Source organism: Salinispora cortesiana (assembly GCF_000484695.1).
Taxonomy (GTDB): Bacteria; Actinomycetota; Actinomycetes; order Mycobacteriales; family Micromonosporaceae; genus Micromonospora; species Micromonospora cortesiana.
The window spans coordinates 1-15,369 of sequence record NZ_AXVR01000079.1 but is presented as its reverse complement, the minus strand read 5'-3'; the positions used below and the strand labels follow the sequence as shown (position 1 = coordinate 15,369).

17 protein-coding genes and 2 pseudogenes are annotated in these 15,369 nt (G+C 64.7%); 6 read left to right on the top strand and 13 right to left on the bottom strand.

From position 1 onward, the window contains the following. Positions 1-96: 96 nt before the first annotated feature. A pseudogene (locus K228_RS0122260) lies at positions 97-939 on the top strand (tyrosine-type recombinase/integrase); the annotation flags it as partial. A 179-nt stretch (positions 940-1,118) separates the two neighbouring features. On the opposite strand, the gene K228_RS0122255 reads toward K228_RS0122260, so the two are convergent. The 8 genes and pseudogenes from K228_RS0122255 to K228_RS0122220 all read right to left on the bottom strand — a co-directional run bounded on the left by K228_RS0122255 (position 1,119) and on the right by K228_RS0122220 (position 8,742). Next, on the bottom strand, positions 1,119-2,261 hold the full coding sequence (locus K228_RS0122255; protein ID WP_080671664.1) for an ABC transporter permease: 1,143 nt from the start codon (positions 2,259-2,261) through the stop codon (positions 1,119-1,121). 64 nt (positions 2,262-2,325) lie between these two features. Then, entirely contained in the window at positions 2,326-2,994 is a 669-nt protein-coding gene (locus K228_RS0122250) for an ABC transporter ATP-binding protein (protein ID WP_155251610.1), read from the bottom strand. Continuing rightward, positions 2,987-4,189: an efflux RND transporter periplasmic adaptor subunit gene (locus tag K228_RS28515; protein ID WP_155251609.1), complete on the bottom strand. Its 1,203-nt coding sequence runs from the start codon at positions 4,187-4,189 to the stop codon at positions 2,987-2,989. The genes K228_RS0122250 and K228_RS28515 overlap by 8 nt, the downstream gene beginning before the upstream one ends. Beyond that, positions 4,186-5,073 (bottom strand): hypothetical protein, encoded by an 888-nt coding sequence (locus tag K228_RS28510; protein WP_155251608.1) that lies wholly within the window; start codon positions 5,071-5,073, stop codon positions 4,186-4,188. Before K228_RS28510 ends, K228_RS28515 begins: the two co-directional genes overlap by 4 nt. A 1,042-nt stretch (positions 5,074-6,115) precedes the next feature. Then, a complete protein-coding gene (locus K228_RS30060) occupies positions 6,116-6,241 on the bottom strand; it encodes a hypothetical protein (protein WP_281171606.1) in 126 nt (41 codons plus the stop codon). A gap of 152 nt (positions 6,242-6,393) precedes the next feature. Continuing rightward, positions 6,394-6,597 (bottom strand): annotated as a pseudogene (locus K228_RS0122235) (ISL3 family transposase); the annotation flags it as partial. Between the two features lie 749 nt (positions 6,598-7,346). Beyond that, the gene (locus K228_RS0122225) at positions 7,347-8,288 is read right to left on the bottom strand and encodes a hypothetical protein (RefSeq protein WP_025620395.1); all 942 of its coding nucleotides are present in this window, start codon (positions 8,286-8,288) and stop codon (positions 7,347-7,349) included. Between the two features lie 82 nt (positions 8,289-8,370). Further along, positions 8,371-8,742, bottom strand: a complete 372-nt coding sequence (locus K228_RS0122220; RefSeq protein WP_029723888.1) for an ArsR/SmtB family transcription factor — start codon at positions 8,740-8,742, stop codon at positions 8,371-8,373. Positions 8,743-8,834: 92 nt separating this feature from the next. Between K228_RS0122220 and K228_RS29765 the strand changes: the two genes are divergently transcribed. Further along, on the top strand, positions 8,835-9,332 hold the full coding sequence (locus K228_RS29765; protein WP_342667133.1) for an NAD(P)-binding protein: 498 nt from the start codon (positions 8,835-8,837) through the stop codon (positions 9,330-9,332). A gap of 16 nt (positions 9,333-9,348) precedes the next feature. Here the strand turns inward: K228_RS29765 and K228_RS0122215 are convergent, their stop codons facing one another. Beyond that, positions 9,349-9,909 (bottom strand): MarR family transcriptional regulator, encoded by a 561-nt coding sequence (locus K228_RS0122215; protein ID WP_025620393.1) that lies wholly within the window; start codon positions 9,907-9,909, stop codon positions 9,349-9,351. Positions 9,910-9,931: 22 nt separating this feature from the next. Further along, positions 9,932-10,774, bottom strand: a complete 843-nt coding sequence (locus K228_RS0122210) for a hypothetical protein (RefSeq protein ID WP_033777262.1) — start codon at positions 10,772-10,774, stop codon at positions 9,932-9,934. Positions 10,775-10,983: 209 nt separating this feature from the next. Here K228_RS0122210 and K228_RS0122200 point away from each other — a divergent pair, with 209 nt between their 5' ends. From K228_RS0122200 to K228_RS0122185, 4 genes are all read left to right on the top strand, one after another. Continuing rightward, a complete protein-coding gene (locus tag K228_RS0122200; RefSeq protein WP_245603548.1) occupies positions 10,984-11,286 on the top strand; it encodes a multiubiquitin domain-containing protein in 303 nt (100 codons plus the stop codon). Next, positions 11,283-11,669: a hypothetical protein gene (locus K228_RS0122195; protein ID WP_050581016.1), complete on the top strand. Its 387-nt coding sequence runs from the start codon at positions 11,283-11,285 to the stop codon at positions 11,667-11,669. Before K228_RS0122200 ends, K228_RS0122195 begins: the two co-directional genes overlap by 4 nt. Beyond that, positions 11,651-13,012 (top strand): ThiF family adenylyltransferase, encoded by a 1,362-nt coding sequence (locus K228_RS0122190; protein ID WP_025620389.1) that lies wholly within the window; start codon positions 11,651-11,653, stop codon positions 13,010-13,012. Before K228_RS0122195 ends, K228_RS0122190 begins: the two co-directional genes overlap by 19 nt. A 110-nt stretch (positions 13,013-13,122) precedes the next feature. Then, positions 13,123-13,581, top strand: a complete 459-nt coding sequence (locus K228_RS0122185) for a GNAT family N-acetyltransferase (protein ID WP_025620388.1) — start codon at positions 13,123-13,125, stop codon at positions 13,579-13,581. Positions 13,582-13,764: 183 nt separating this feature from the next. Here the strand turns inward: K228_RS0122185 and K228_RS0122180 are convergent, their stop codons facing one another. From K228_RS0122180 to K228_RS0122170, 3 genes are all read right to left on the bottom strand, one after another. Next, positions 13,765-14,181 carry an Imm1 family immunity protein gene (locus K228_RS0122180; protein WP_025620387.1) on the bottom strand — a complete coding sequence of 139 codons (417 nt, stop codon included), beginning with the start codon at positions 14,179-14,181 and terminating at the stop codon, positions 13,765-13,767. Then, on the bottom strand, positions 14,178-14,474 hold the full coding sequence (locus K228_RS29760; RefSeq protein WP_245603547.1) for a DddA-like double-stranded DNA deaminase toxin: 297 nt from the start codon (positions 14,472-14,474) through the stop codon (positions 14,178-14,180). The genes K228_RS0122180 and K228_RS29760 overlap by 4 nt, the downstream gene beginning before the upstream one ends. 188 nt (positions 14,475-14,662) lie before the next feature. Beyond that, positions 14,663-15,190, bottom strand: a complete 528-nt coding sequence (locus K228_RS0122170; protein ID WP_025620385.1) for a DUF6244 family protein — start codon at positions 15,188-15,190, stop codon at positions 14,663-14,665. Between the last annotated feature and the right edge of the window lie 179 nt (positions 15,191-15,369).

Sequence of the window (15,369 nt, the reverse complement as noted above, 5' to 3'; positions counted from 1 at the left end):
CCCGGTTGACCCCTATCGAGTACGAGACCACCATGACCCCACCGGCCAGTCAGGCCGCGTAACTGGAACTGTCACCCATCGGTGCAGCAGACCCGCCGCCTCGACAAGTTCCTGCGTAAGGTCGCCCAGGACTACCCGGCCGCCGCCAAGGTCGCCAAGGTCGTCCTCGGCAACATGTTCGGCCTGGCGGTACGCCGGGGTGCGCTGGCGACCAACCCGATCCGCGAGACCGGTCGGCTACGCAACCCGCGCCGTGAGGTAGTCGCACTCGACAGCGAACAACTGGAGGACGTACGGACAGCAATCCGTAAGTGGCAGCAGCCCACCCCAGGTAAGTCGGGGCCGAAGCCCACCGGCGACCTGGCCCACATCGTTGACCTCATGCTCGCCACCGGCGCTCGCATCGGTGAGGTGTTGGCACTGCGATGGGCCGACGTGGATCTTGCCACGGCGCACCCGACCGTGACTATCTGCGGCACGATCATTTTCGTCAAAGGCAAGGGCTTCTTCCGACAGGAATGGACGAAAAGTGACGCCGGTTTCCGGACGATCGTCCTGCCCAGATTCGCCGTCGCGGTGGTGATGGACCGCAAACTCACCGCCGTCGACAACCCGCTCGACGCGATCTTCGCCTCCCGGGTTGGCACGTGGCTCTCCCCGCACAACGTGCGGCGCCAGTGGCGGCAAGCCCGCGCCGATACTGGGCTCGAGTGGGTCACACCGCACACGTTCCGCAAGACCGTCGCCACGCTCCTCGACAAGGAGGCCGACACCAAGAGGGCCGCAAGCCAGCTCGGACACCGCACCGAGCAGGTCACGAAGAAGCACTACATCGAGAAACCGGCCATCGCCCCGGACAGTTCCGAGATCCTCGAACAGCTCGGCGCCGGCCGCGCGAGCGCCGTCGCAAAGCGCGACGGGCCGCGCCAGACCGCGTAGACACCAGCACAACGGTGGCCGCAGCAGGTCACCGAACCTGACCGTCCACGGGCGTTACCGGGGGGGTTTTCGGGGGACAGTTCGAATATGCCAGAGGCCCTGATCAGCGTTTCCGCTGGTCAGGGCCTCTGCTCTGCGCGCCCGAAGGGATTCGAACCCCTAACCTTCTGATCCGTAGGTCAGGAGCGCAAGGCCTCTGCCGGTTGCACCCGGGCTGCAGCGATCGCCGGGTAGACGCCCGCCGCCAGCCCAGTGGCCATGCCAACCACGGGGCCGCCGCTGAGCACCATCGGATCGAGGATGACGAGCCAGGATTTCGCCAGGCTGGTGATGGCAGTAACGTGCACGCCGGCGATGGTCCCCACCACGCCGCCGATCAGCCCAAGCCCGGCGGACTCCAGGCAGAATTGTGCTGCGACAGCACGGCGGGAGGCCCCCACGGCACGGCGGAGGCCGATCTCGGCTCTTCGTTCGAGCACTGATACGTACGACACATTGCTGACGCCAAGCGCGCCGATCACCAATGAGACCAGCGCAAGGCCGAGAAAGAGTGCCTGCGTCTCCCGCTCGACGCCGGCCCGCAGTGAGCGCAGATCCGGGGGCACCAGCACTGCGAGGTCGCCGGGAGCCTGGGGGGCGATAGCAAATGGCACCTCACGCGCCACCTGGTCGACTGCTCCGAGCTCAGTTCTGATAATCATTTCGGGATCAGGGAATCGTAACCCAGATTGTGCGGTGGCGGTCCAGTACGGCAGCACCACCGCCCCGGTCACACCCGCGCTACCGGATGGTGCCTGATAGACGCCCAGGACTGCATATGGCACGTCAGCGACGTACACCATGGCTCCGTCCCCCACTCCTGGTGCACCGAAGAGCCGTGTCGCGGCCACCGAGTCCAGAACTGCAACGCGGTCGCGCCGGCTCTCGTGGCCGCTGTCATACATGCGGCCGTCGAGCATCGTCGCGCCGGCTGCTGTTAGGCCACCTTCCTGGGCTGCCAGCACCCTCGCCTCATTCCACGGAGCGTCGTCATGCCGGATGTTCGAGATGGTGGGGTGCCCATCAGCCTTGGCCATCAGGCCTGCGTCTTGCACTCCGTGGAGTTCTTTCACCCGTAGGCGCTGTCCAGCCTCAGGATGGGGGAGGTATCCGCTCGAATCGAGAGGGTATTTCACTTTAATCTCAGTGGCAGTAAATTCGTCGAATTTGGCGGTGACCGCTTGGGAAGCGGTGGCGGTGATTCCCAGGGTGGAGACGGCCGCGCAAATGCCGAATGCCACACCAAGTGCAGTGAGGGCGGCACGCCCGCGACGTCCGCTCATGGCCTGTAGTGCCTGAGCTACAATATCCCACCCCGGCGTGGTAGCCCGGCGAGAGTGTGACGGTTCAGCAGACGACACCGTCGACCACCTTCACCACCCGATCGGCGCAGGCCGATGCAGCGTCGTCATGGGTCACTATGATCAGTGACCGTTCGGGAGTGACCTGCCGTCGGAGCAGGTCCATGACCTGCGTTGAGTTCTCCCGGTCGAGGTTGCCGGTCGGTTCATCGCACAAGATCACCGATGGTGAGTGTACAACTGCCCGTGCCACCGCAACCCGCTGTCGTTCGCCACCGGATAGCGTGGCTGGCCGGGCGTCGAGTCGGTGGCCAAGTCCAACCCGGACGAGCGCTTCCGTCGCCAGCCGGGCTCGCTCACGACGAGGCCACCCTTGATGGGCCAGCGGTAGCATGACATTGCCCACGCAATTCAAGTGTGGAAGGAGGTGAAATGCCTGGAAGACGAATCCGAGCGTGACAGCGCGAAGGGAGGTCAGTTCCCGCTCTCCGAGCCTTGAAGTGTCGGTGCCGTTCAACAAGTATCGCCCAGATGTAGGCACGTCAAGCAGCCCCAGGATGTTGAGTAGTGTGGACTTTCCGGCGCCCGATGGGCCGACGATGGCCGTCATCTCGCCGCGCCGGATTTCGAGGTCAAGCCCGCGCAGTGCCGATACGGCGATGGATCCCGGGAAGGTCTTGGTGATGTTGAGCAGCTGAACTATGGACTTAATCAAGTAAGTCGCCGTTCCGGGAGCCGATCGCTACCCGTACGCCGGCTGCCAACTCAGCCGGGCCGGTCACCGCAGCACGCCCATCCACAACAAATAGGACAGTCACCGGCACTATCATCATTTTGCTGTCTACCGATCGTAGGCGAACTTCGGTCCGACCACCCGGCTTTGTCCACAGGGCTGACACTGGTACGACGACGGCCTCGGCAGGACTCTCCTGGCGAACGACTTGTAGCGATATCGGCATGCCTTCTGTCATGCCTTCTCCCGATTTGGCCGCAATCGTGAAGATAGCTTCGTAGCTTGTCTGGTCCTGTCCGGAGGGCTCAACGGTTTTGATTCCAGCGAGGGTGACCCCCTTTCCATTAGCCGGCCCCCCATTGATCGTCATGCTAGTGTCCGCCGGTAAATTCTGAAATTCTATGCGTTGGTCCTCGGTCACGGTTGCCGTGATCTGCCACCCGCCCGATGCCACGGTGAGGAGGGGCTCGTCGCCCTTGCCCCCGATCGCGGCGGTGACCTCCACCACGGTCGCTGGAAGTGTGGGAACGAACACGATCTCGTTCATCGGTAGTAGCCCACCGGGCACCGGGGCAGCGGGCTTCGCGCGAGTCGGCGGTATGGCTTCCGACCTCGCGGAATCAGATGCCGAAGGGGCGGATTCTGCGTTATCGACCGCTGTGTCAGCGGGCGTCGGATAGCCGGCCTCCCCGTAAAGGCGAGCCACGCTGGCGGCAGTGGCGCGATCGTAGACGTCGTCGCCCCACAGGCCTAGGGCCAGCCGTAGTTGGCGGACGTCGGGACCTACGTCCCCGAGCCGGAGGTCACGGTAGCTGGCGAACTTACCCTTCAGCGTGATGAGCGGTCTTCCGGACACTGCCGCAACCAATCGGCGGTTGTCCACCCGGTCACCGCGTTTCACCAGTAGGTCGGTGACGATCGATCTGCCGCCGGATACGGCTGGGCCTTCTATGGACAACCGTGACTGATAGCTGAGCTTGCCGTCGAGGGCGAACGCATCGGACAGCGGTCCATTTTCTACGACGGCGGTCAGTTCGGACGGCGGAGGTGGTGCCGCCTCTGCCGCCCACTGAGCAGGTGTTCGCGCGCGGGATGCGACAGTCCAGATGGATAGGGTAGCCGTGACGACGGCAACCGCGATCGCCGTCACGACTAACTGCCGGCGCCTCGTCGTCATGCCTTCAGCATCTCCTGAGCCTTCGCCGACGCCTCGCGTACCAATGCATTCCACGCGACCAAGTCGGGCTCGTACTTGGCCAGTGATTTGACGGAACCCTCGGCTCGTGCGGCCGCTACCGCCTCGTCGAGGGCGACGGACCTGGTGCACGTAGCCTCGACCGTCGCGATTTTGATCTCGCTTGCGGCTGCAGCGTCCAGCGCCTCTTCGTCACTGCGCTCGATGCCCTTGTAAAGATCTCGCGCCTTGTCCCTCATGTCTCGAGGGAATTGGATCCCTGAGTAGCCCGCCTCCTTTACGCACTTTCTCCAAGGGCCGACGACAGCCAAGACCTTCGGGTGTTCTTTGATGCCGCTGGAGGTATCCAGCCGGACGAGATTCTCCGCCGTGAACGATAGCCGAAGGAATTCCTTCAGATCGCCATAGAGAGCTTCTCGGATCTCACCAGTGCAACCGGCGCGGGGTATATCGACAATAGTGCCATTCGGAGTGGTAAATGAGACCGCTTCCGACGGCGGTCCGTACTTCGCGAGAGTGAGCGCGCTCTTGTAGGAGTCAGGCGTCTTGGCATATGCGGAGTTGTCGGCTACGGAGTCAGGCTTGGGCAGCCGACGGGGATCATAGCCGTATCCGACACGAGCGGCCTCGACAGGATCAGACGAAACCGACGGCCGACTGTCGTCGGTTTCTTTCGGTGGCACGCTTTCCTCTGGGAAAATTTCAAATCCCTTTTCGACCAGACAGCTCCGGATCAGTCTTCTCTCATTGTCCTGAACCTCTTCATACTGCTGCTGCGCAGAATCCCACGCCATTTGGGCGCGAACGGCAGCCGCTTCTATGTCGGGGGACGAGTGGTCATCACCACACCCGCTGATCCCGATCATTAGCGCTGCTGCCATCCACAATGATCGACGTCGCATCATGACTACCGGATATCCTCACTTTATCTCACCAAGCAGAGCGCCTTGCCCACGGCAGGATGCACGCTCGTGGGCAAGGCGCGCGGCTTTCCTTCAGGTGCCATGGCGTCGAGGCTGTATATGTAGCATTCTATCGAGGCCTATGGAGGATCGTCACTCCGATTTGCCGGCCAGGCTAGGGTCATCAAAATTCAACCCCAGCTGTGGATCGACACGATGATTCTTTCGGTACGCAAATTCAGCACCAGGCTAGCTGGTTTCCCTCTCCACGGTTATTGGCGGCCGAGCTCTGCTTGATCCCCTGGCCATTGGTCAAAGAAATAGTCGTGGTGTCGTTGAAAGTGCCGTAGTCGCAGATCCGCCACGTTCTGTCGTGGTAGTTCCTCCATGAGCTGTCGGCCCTATACATCGCAGGTAGCTGAACCGACCAGGTCTTGTTCTCGACGTTGATTCTGTACATAGAGTTACTCTGACTGTAATTATAGTCCTTGTAGACGCAGAAGTAGTTGTCATAGCAGTTTCGGTCCGCTGCCAGTGCCGGCGAGGCCGCTCCGAATAACCCAAACGCTGTAATCGTTCCGGCAATCGCTACAGATGCTGCTGTCCTCATGTTGCCTCTCCCGTTATAGGGCCTAAACGATTGACCACTCGTGACCGTTACGGCAGCCACTGCCTAAAGTCATGTGTGGTTTCTCGGCCAGGCGGACCCCAATACCTAGCTCGCTTGCCGAGTAGAGTCCACTGTAGCTCTCACGACGGTTCTGCGTGCCCCCATCGCTTGGTTGGATGCCCGAAATGTGCGTCTCGCCTGTTTTGCCGGCACGATTTATCCATAATTCTTTCCCGCTGTAGGTGGTCTTCATCACGCATGGTCTGGTGTGGATCACGCGACACACCCCGCCAACTGATGCAAACCCCCGCTCCATCCGCCTTCGTCCTGACAGGTGTGGCGCCATCAGATGACGTCTGATTCACGTACTTTGTCTGTGTTGGGGTTATAGTGGCTCTAGCAGGTTGGGGTGGTTTCGGCGGTGAGGCGTTTGACGAGGTCGTCGATCATGGCGAGGGTGATCATGCGCCCGGAGTTGTCGGGTCGGACTTTGTGGTCGCGGACGAGTGGGAGTACCTCCATCGCGGTCGGAGGATGATGATCACTGCTCTCTATATTTCCCTAACGGCACGTTGACATTAACGGATGTCAGCGAAAGGGGCATGCCGGCGCCCGCGAGCCGGAGAGATTGACGAAGACGTACCGCCAGCGCCGCGATCCCCGACCAGGGGGCCCGGCGGGCCACCGACCGGCAGGTCTGGCGGCCGAGTCGTGGTCCACTGCTTCACCCGGACCGCCCGCTGCCCGCACAGCGGACAGCAACAGGCCTGCTCACAACCAGTGGACAGGTCCACCACCGGGACGCCCTCGACGTCCACCTCAACCTGTTCGACCACCAGGCCGTCCAGCCCCAGCAGCCGGGTCGTATCGTTGACCATGCTCACAGCTCTTCACATGTGACCATCCGACTTAGACACGTAGATGATCACCGATGAGCTGCGAGCCCTTTCACACTCGGGCCGACTCCAGCCGCGAACCCTGCTCAAGTTCGAAGAGCCGCAATCGCTGACCTTGCCGTACTACTAGACCGGGATAGATCCTCGAACAGCTCGGTGCTGGCCGTACGACCACGGTCCCATAGCGCGATGGGCCGCGCCAGACCGCGTAGACACCAGCACAACGGTGGCCGCAGCAGGTCACCGAACCTGACCGTCCACGGGCGTTACCGGGGGGTTGTCGGGGGAGAGTTCGAATATGCCAGAGGCCCTGATCGGCGTTTCCGCTGGTCAGGGCCTCTGCTCTGCGCGCCCGAAGGGATTCGAACCCCTAACCTTCTGATCCGTAGGAGGAAGGGTAACCCACCTTCCCCACCAGATACAAAATCTCATAGCTCGTACTGTTTTGCAAGCCCTTCGTCCACGCGGAGGGCTTTTTGTTTCGGCTGGTCCACGCGCTGCAGGCGACGGGCAGGGTGATGGGCTCGCCGCTGCCGGGCTCACCGTGCTGATTTCGACCCGCCCGTGCTCGACCGGTGCCGAACATCCGAGCACCATCGGAGCACCATGTGGGCCGCGATATCCCTCGGATCTGAGCGCCGAGGGTTCTGGCGATGTCGACAATTAGGTAGCACGCACGCTCCCCAATGACCGCCTTCATCTCCCGCTTCCTTCGGACCGAGGCGGGACCGCTAGCGCCACCCACAGACCTTGGCGCGGTGATCCGCGCTCCGATGACAGCGGGAGCGGGCGGCCGAGTGCGGCGATGTTAATCGTCTTCGGGGTCGGCGAACCGTAGTTCGGCCGCCGCCTCCGCCATGGCGGAGTCGTCGAAGTCCGGTAGCGCCCGTTCCGGTAGGTGCAGGTCGGCGTCCGGGTCGATGCCCTCTGAGCTGCCGATCAGGTCCAGTAGGAATTCCTCGGCACCGCGCAGCAGTACGGGGGTCCTCCGTCCAGAACCCGAACTCGAGGCTGCGTCGTGACGACGCCGTGAAGTTCGCTGACCCGATCCAGAGTCGCTTAGGGGTGAAGGCGGTGACGTCGGCCGGCCCGAAGTCGTCTTCGTCGTGTTCCCAGAGGCGGCCGAGTAGCGCCAGCTTGGCGTGGAGGATCGGTGGCATGGACCCGTTGGCGCCCACGCCCTTGCGGAAGCCGATCGTCCGCACGGTCGGGATTATCGCGTCGCCGGGCGGCAGCGACCACCCGGGTCCGATCATCGGGGGCTCACCGTCGACCAGTGAGGTCAATTGCTCTAGCGGGGGGAAGTAGCACACCGGGAGACCGGGTGTGCGGGTGTTGAGGTCGGCCAGGCGGCGAAGCTTGTAGGGCAGATCCGGCGGCTGCACCTTCTTGTCCCGGGCCTGCTTGCTGACCACCACGCAGGCAGCCTGCAGCCTGGCGAGTTCGTCGAGGAGTTCCGGGTCGTCCATCCACATCGCGCAGCCCAGCAACGTCGCCCCAGGGCCGTGGTATTGGTCCCACCGCTGCTGCCGGTGCTCTCGGAAGTCCCGGATTCCCTGTACCAGGCCAGCCAGCACGTCCCGACCGAAGAAGGCCTGATTTCCGGCCGGGCCGACGTCGAGCGCACGGTCGTACCACTGCCTGAATTCCGGCTGCGCTTCCTCGTCCCCCATGACGGCAGGTTAGAACCTTCGCGCCTGCGGCTCGACCGCCGCCGGGTCAGGAGGCGTTGGCGGCGGTCTTCGGTGGCGCCGGTCAGCGGGCCTTCTTCATCGCTCGCTTACGAGGCGGAGTCAGCAGGTCGGCGATCGTGGCGATGGCGGACGGCACGAGCCGGTAGTAGGCCCAGACGCCGCGCTTGTCACGTTCGAGCAGGCCGGCCTCGGTGAGGATCCGCAGGTGGTGGCTGACGGTCGGCTGGGAGAGTCCGAGGGGCACGGTGAGGTCACTGACGGACGCCTCTCCCTGCGGGGCCGACTGGATCAGGCTGAGCAGTCGCAGCCGGGCCGGGTCGGCGAACGCCTTGAGCACTCCCGCGAGCCGCTCGGCATCGGCACGCTCGATCGGCTCGCCGGCGAGGGGCGAGATGGCGGGCGTCGCACTCTTCACAGTTCCCACGTCGTGCATCGTTGCAGCTGACACCGTCGATCGGCTGGTGAACGAGGGCAGGATCACCGTGAGTTCGTGTAGGCACCCACCGCTTCTGCCGTCTCGGCATCATGATCTATGGATCGAGGGAGGTGTCGTGCGTGCCCGGGTCGGGTGATGTGATGGTCGTCGGGGGTGGGCAGGCGGGCCTGGCTGCCGGTTACTACCTGCGCAGCGCCGATCTGGATTACGTCATCCTCGACGCCCAGCCGCAGCCGGGTGGCGCGTGGCGGCATGGCTGGGAGTCGTTGCGGTTGTTCTCCCCGGCGGAGTGCAGCCCGCTGCCGGGGTGGGGCATGCCGCGGCAGAAGGGCGGCGAGGAGTTCCCGACCGCCGGGCACGTCGTGGTTCTCCCACCTCAGCCAAGCCGAAGCCGAGAGCAAACACCCAGGTCACGAACCGGCCAAGTCGCGGCAAGGCGGTTCCCGCGGCCGCACCCACACTGCACCCACGTGACACCCACCGTCCGCACAGGCCGAACAGGCCGAACAGTGGAAAAGGGCCCGAACCGCGTCAGCGCAGCCCAGGCCCTTCACGATCTTGTGCGCCCGAAGGGACTCGAACCCTAACTTCCTGATGCGTAGCTCAGGCTTCGAGTGCGGAGTAGGTGAATTCCTTGCCCCCGCGCTCGGCGACCCCACGCCGCCGGACAAGTGCTCTCGCCGCGACAAGGCGTTTGAGCCGATTATTCGCATTTGGGGCGCTGATGCCCAGTTGTTCAGCGACCGTCGTGGCCGTGAAAGTTCCCAGCATCCTGGCGAGCTTGAAGGTGTCCGAGAGAACATCCGACGCCGCCAGTAGCACAAGGTCATCACCGAGTCGCTCCTGCGCGAGTAGTTCGCGGCGTTCGAAGGCGATGACGATCGTTTCGCGGGTGTCGTTGTTGAGTCCGGTGACGAGCACGGAGGTCGGCCCGTCGTCCTGGGTGGCGAGGGTGGAGTAGTACTTGCGGAGGAACTCGTCGGTGAAGCTGACGGTCATTGCCTCGACGTCGGCGAAGTTGATGACGAGAAGGCTGGTGCCAGGCGGGATGTGGTCTTCTAGGTCGTGAAGCACTTTCCTGCCGCGTTCCCTGGTTGACAGGAACGCCCGGTGTTGTCCGACGTCGTAGGTGACGGTCGTAGCGGGATCCGGTTTCACCTGCATGATTGAAACACGTTACGGCTCGTTACGGAACTCGGACGCGGAGCCACGCCCAGGTGCCGTTCACCGGTTCGGCGACGCGGCTGCAGATCGAGGTGGGTTCCGGGCGGAGCTTCGCGGTGGCGACGGCGTCTCCGCTGCGGAGCATGAGTTCGCCCCCCTTGTTGCCGCCTCGGATGGCCTGCCGCCACAGGTTCGGTAGTCCGTGGCCTCGCCCTTCGGCGCGTCTATTGCCACCATTCAGTGCCAGCTCGAGAGCCGGGGGTCCTTCCAGCTCCTGGTTACTGGCGTCGGAGGGGACCTTTTGGATCCCGGCGCCGGAGTCGCAGACAGCGAACTCGAACCCAGGTGTACGGCTCAGGGCGCCGCTGTAGAGCTGGGCGGCGGTGAAGGCACCGGTCTTGCTGAAGCCGTGCGTGGTGGCGTTGCTGAGCAGCTCACCGAGGCTGCGGAAGGCTGCCCTTCCCGCGTCCGCTCCAAGCCGCGTCCTTACTAGTTCGCCGAGTGTCTCGCTGATGTCTTCGACGTTGGTAGGCGTGACCTTGGCAACCTCGAGAAGTTTGTCGGAGTGGTCGCGCCGCCCCTGGGATGGAACTGACCCGTCGATCTCAGCGAAGGGCTTGAGTAGCTCCACAACGTTCATCCGCACGAGATATGACGCGATCTTCGGATCTTGAGGAACGAGCAGGTGGACGTCACGGCCGTCGGCAGCGGCGACGGTCCCCATCGAGACGATGGCGGCGAGCTCGAGCGGGCTGACCCACTGGAGTCCTCGCGCGTCGAGCACCAGGTTCCCAGTGTCGCCATGAAAGTCAGCCCTCAACTCTCGGCGTCGGAGGGGATTCCGGCCGGCCAGCTCGATACGCACCCAGCAAGCATGACAGCTAGATCGAGGGGCTGCCCGTACGTCCTCAAGCGACGGAGCGAGCTCACGGCCACTCCGGGGTTGCGCCCTCGGTCATCATCGGTTTAACTGGTTTCAGTGAAACGGATTGCAGGGGCAGCTGGTGTTCTACCGGCAGTCTCCGACACCGCGGAGCCGGTCGACACGGTCCCGCTCAAGCAGAAGGAGCAGATGTGAGGACTCAATCCGAGGAGATCAACATGATGAGCAGCAGCGATGAGGGCATGCACGAAACCCACCGCCCGCCCCAGACCATCACGGTCTCGGTCAACAACCAGCAGGTCGAGTTGCCCGAGCGCCGGCTCACCGGCCTGGACATCAAGCAGGCCGCCGTCGCCCAGGGCGTCCACATCCAGCCCAACTTCCAGCTCTCGGTGAAGCGGGGCAACCGCTACGAGGTCATCGGCGACGACGACACAGTCACGGTGCACCCCCGCCAGGAGTTCCTCGCGGTCGCGCCGGACGACAACTCGTGACCGAGGTGACCCCGGCGGTCACCACCGCGGTCGACGCCGTCCGGGAACACTTCGCCGGCAAGCCGGTCGAGGTCACCCCAGACGGCGCCGGCGGCGCCTTCGTGATCGTCAACGACATCGAGATCGGGCCGGGCTACATCCCGTCGACCACGTGGCTGGGCTTCCACGTCAGCGCCGCCTACCCGAACGCGGACGTCTACCCCCACTACACCGGCAGGCTGACCCGCACAGACGGGCAGCCCCACGGACAGGCAATCCAACAGGTCGACTGGCAGAACCGGCCCGCGCTGCAGTTGTCCCGCCGATCGAACGGATGGCGGGTCGGGATCGACAACGCCGCCCTCAAGGCCGAAAAGGTGATCACATGGCTCGTCACCCAGTGAACCCGCCAGCGGACGGCTGGAGCCTCACCGTGCCGGCTCGGCTGTGGACCGCCCTGTCAGATCACCTATTCCGGGGCGACAGGGACGAACACGGCGCGGTCATCCTCGCGGGCCGCGCCGAGGGCCCGAGAGGACCCCGACTGCTCGCCCGCGAGCTGATCCTCGCCAAGGACGGGGTCGACTATGTGCCCGGTGAGACCGGGTATAGGGCCCTCGCGCCGTCCTTCGTGCGCGACGCCGTAGTCCGGGCACAAGAGGAAGGGCTGGCCTACCTCGCCGTTCACAACCACCTCGGCGGTGCCACGGTCGGCTTCTCCCGGATCGACCTGGCCAGCCACGAGCGGGGCTATCCGGCGCTGCTGCAGATCACCGGGCAGGTCGTCGGTGGACTGGTCCTCACTGACCAGGCCGCCGCCGGTGACCTGTGGTTGCCCGACGGGTCCCGCGTGGACCTCGCGGAGGTCGTCATTCCCAACGGCAACCTCATTCGCCTGCGGCCTCACCCCGCTCGCGCCGGCACGGCCGACCTCCTGCACGACCGGCAGGCAAGGCTCTTCGGTCAGCTCGGCCAGGAATCCCTCGGCCGCCTGCAAGTCGCCGTCGTCGGCCTCGGCGGAGTCGGCAGCATCCTCGTCGAGTTCCTCGCCCGCCTCGGTGTCGGCAGCCTTCTCCTCATCGACGACGACATCGTCGACGAGTCCAACCTGCCCCGGCTGTTGGCCGCCGAGCGCAGCGACATCGGCCGGCCGAAAACCCTCCCCGCGGTCCGGAACGCCCGTCGGGCGAACCCGGACATCGGCCTGACGGTGATAGCGGAACGCGTCGAGACCAGCACGGCGAGACAGTCGTTGAACTCCTGCGACTGGATCTTCCTCGCCGCAGACAGCCACTCCGCCCGGTACTGGGTCAACGCCGCCGCCAACCAGTACCTGATCCCCACGACCCAGGTCGGCGTCAAGATCCCCGTGAACGACGACGGCGTCGTCGGTGAGATCCACGCGGTCAACCGGATCATCGCTCCTGGAAGCGGCTGCATGTGGTGCAACGGCCTCATCGACCCGACCGAACTCGCGATCGACATGCAACCCGAGCGTGAACGGGCTGCCGCCCGCTACGTCGCAGGCGTTCCAGCGCCCAGCGTCATCGCCCTCAACGGCCTCGTCGCCACCGAGGCCATCAACCACTTCATGCTCGCCGTCACCGGCATGCACCACGACCCCGACGACACCACCTCCACGATCCACCTACCTCGACGGCGCGAACGCACAGGCCAGATGCCACGTCGTGACAAGGACTGCCCATGGTGCTCCCCTAACGGGCACCTCGGGCGCGGCGACGGCTGATCTGAGCAACGGCGATCTTGCCGACGGTGAGGGTGCACCAGCCCAACGTCCGGTCATGGCGATGCCGCCGCTTCCGGCTCGGTCCGTTCACCGACAATAGGATGTGTCGAGTGACGTTCGACTTCATCGAGAAGCGGCCCGGGCCGGACGACCAGGTGATCTGGTTTCCGTTCGCTAAGAACACCGACTTCAGCCCGAGCTGGTGGGACTACCGATCGATCGACGGCGACAAGTCATACACCTTGCTGGAGGTCCACCAAGGCGAAGTCGAGGTAGCACGGATCGAGCTCGACCCCGGCGTCGTGATCGATCACTACATGGAAACCCCCGAACTCGACAACACAGCACTCGAGATCGAACTGATCGAGGTGACAGAGTCGCACCGACGCCGAGGCATCGGAACGAAGGTCATCCGAGCCTTGGCGTCCAGGTACCCGGAGCGACGACTGCTCGCCTTCAGCGAGGAAGCCGACGACTTCTGGGCGTCGCTGGGATGGACGCGATACGACCACCCGGAGGGCCCGCAGCTCAACCGCCCCTTGTACATTCAGCCAGCCGAGAAAGTCTGAGTGAGCGCGACGGCGGATCACCGGGACGGATCGAGCCGCCCCTGAACGGACGGCGCGACTGCCGGCGCTAGGTCGAGTCGTACCGCCCGCAGAAGCCGTCCGGGTCCTACCTACGGGGCACGCAGGGCCTTCGGCATCACGGGCGGGCGCACCAGCGCGCGCCGCTGTACCCTCGCCACCCGATTACTCGGTGACAGCCGCCAGGTGCGGCGGTTCGCCGCCGGTCTTGAGGAAGGTGACTGCCAGTTGTATCGCCGTTCCGGGCCGAAGTTGTAGGTGCTCAGCGGGGTACTCGGTGGGCACTCCGCCGAAGTCGAAGTGGAGTCCCTCGGCCGGGGTTTCCGCGGTGGGGTCGTTGAGGTAGCCGCCGTCGTCAGCGACGTGTACCGCGAAGGCGTGGGTGGGGTGACCGAGCCCGATCTGGATGCCGGATGGCAGGTCATCGGGGTCATTGTCGGTATCGCTGAAGATGGTCAGCACGACGGGCTCGCCGGCCTGCTGAATCTCGCGAAGGAGTGCTCCCAGGGCGTCGGGGTCGGTCAGTTCCACCTCGTGGTTGTCGCGCTGGTCGCCCCGGTCGTAGGTCCAGGTCACCTTCATGCGATCGCCTTTCCGTTTCCGGTGTAGGTACGCCAATGGCGTACCTGCCCGTCATCGTCGCGTACGTAGACGGCCAGCTGCGCGCCTGCCGGCAGTAGTCGGGAGAGGATCTTCTCGCAGCCGTAGGGGGTGTAGTCGCAGGGCGGATTGTTAGTCACCACAGCCGCCTGGGTGACGTGATCGCGGCGCATCCGGGCGGCAAGCTTGGCCTCCAGATGATCGGTCGTGGTGGCGATGAGCTTGTACGCAGGCTTCAGGTCGGCGGCGGCGGCAGGGTCACGGCCAGACCTCATCGGTATCCGCTCACCACCGATCAACGCCACACCGGAGGTAGGGTCTTTTGCTTGCCGCCGAGGCAGGTCCCGAGCCGCATCGGTCAACTCTTCGAGCCTCGGCACGGGTGGAGCCGACGCTTCCGTTGCACTCGCAGACGCATCGCGTGTGGCGGGCGGTCGGCTGATGTCGCTGCCACCGCCCATCGTCAGTTTCCCAGCTCACCGACCTGCCGCGCCTGCGCCAGCGCCGTATCGACGTGCTGTCGGGCCTCGGTCCCGCGGGTCCGGACGGCCGCCAGGACCTGCAGCACCTGCTGCAGCCGCGACAGCGTGGGACCAGGCTGTCCTCCCTGCAACGCCGCGGTGACCAGCCGTCGCGTGTCATCGACCGCGGATCCGGCCGCAGTGACATGGCCGTCGACGCCGGTCAGCGCGGCCACGACCGGCGTGAGCGCGGCGATCGTCTCCTGCGGCGACGGCTGCTGAGGCACGGCGCTCAGCGACCGCGACGCCTCACCCAGAACCCCACCGGCCTGCGCCAGCCGAGATCGAGACTGCCCGAGCACTTCCCGCGCACGAGCCAATCCCACAGCGATGCCGGCGAAGCCGGAGGCCACCGCCCGAGCGGTGATCTGCTCGATCGCATGGTCAACAGCTGCGGCCTCCTGCTGCGCCCGGTCCACACCCGCCGCCATCGCCTGCAAGTCGGCGCCGATGCTGTCGGTTAGCGACATCGCGTCACCCTCCGGCCTCGAGTCCACACAGAACCGTGGCAGCGTAGAGACGAGTACCGGTGAAACACAACCAACCGACCAAAGCCCCACGGCCCCGGCGTTGTTCCGGCTTGAGGTGTTCTGTCCGTGTTGATGACCGGTCGGGCGGGAGTTGTGGGACGAGCGCGACTCTGATGATC

Bases quoted from the DNA above. Each gene is read 5' to 3' on its own strand.
- K228_RS0122180 (WP_025620387.1), bottom strand. From the start codon at position 14,181: ATGAAGGTGACCTGGACCTACGACCGGGGCGACCAGCGCGACAACCAC.
- K228_RS29765 (WP_342667133.1), top strand. From the start codon at position 8,835: ATGATCTATGGATCGAGGGAGGTGTCGTGCGTGCCCGGGTCGGGTGAT.
- K228_RS0122190 (WP_025620389.1), top strand. From the start codon at position 11,651: ATGGCTCGTCACCCAGTGAACCCGCCAGCGGACGGCTGGAGCCTCACC.
- K228_RS30060 (WP_281171606.1), bottom strand. From the start codon at position 6,241: ATGGAGGTACTCCCACTCGTCCGCGACCACAAAGTCCGACCCGACAAC.
- K228_RS0122170 (WP_025620385.1), bottom strand. From the start codon at position 15,190: ATGTCGCTAACCGACAGCATCGGCGCCGACTTGCAGGCGATGGCGGCG.
- K228_RS0122215 (WP_025620393.1), bottom strand. From the start codon at position 9,909: ATGCAGGTGAAACCGGATCCCGCTACGACCGTCACCTACGACGTCGGA.
- K228_RS28510 (WP_155251608.1), bottom strand. From the start codon at position 5,073: ATGATCGGGATCAGCGGGTGTGGTGATGACCACTCGTCCCCCGACATA.
- K228_RS29760 (WP_245603547.1), bottom strand. From the start codon at position 14,474: ATGAGGTCTGGCCGTGACCCTGCCGCCGCCGCCGACCTGAAGCCTGCG.
- K228_RS0122225 (WP_025620395.1), bottom strand. From the start codon at position 8,288: ATGGGGGACGAGGAAGCGCAGCCGGAATTCAGGCAGTGGTACGACCGT.
- K228_RS0122255 (WP_080671664.1), bottom strand. From the start codon at position 2,261: ATGAGCGGACGTCGCGGGCGTGCCGCCCTCACTGCACTTGGTGTGGCA.
- K228_RS28515 (WP_155251609.1), bottom strand. From the start codon at position 4,189: ATGACGACGAGGCGCCGGCAGTTAGTCGTGACGGCGATCGCGGTTGCC.
- K228_RS0122220 (WP_029723888.1), bottom strand. From the start codon at position 8,742: ATGCACGACGTGGGAACTGTGAAGAGTGCGACGCCCGCCATCTCGCCC.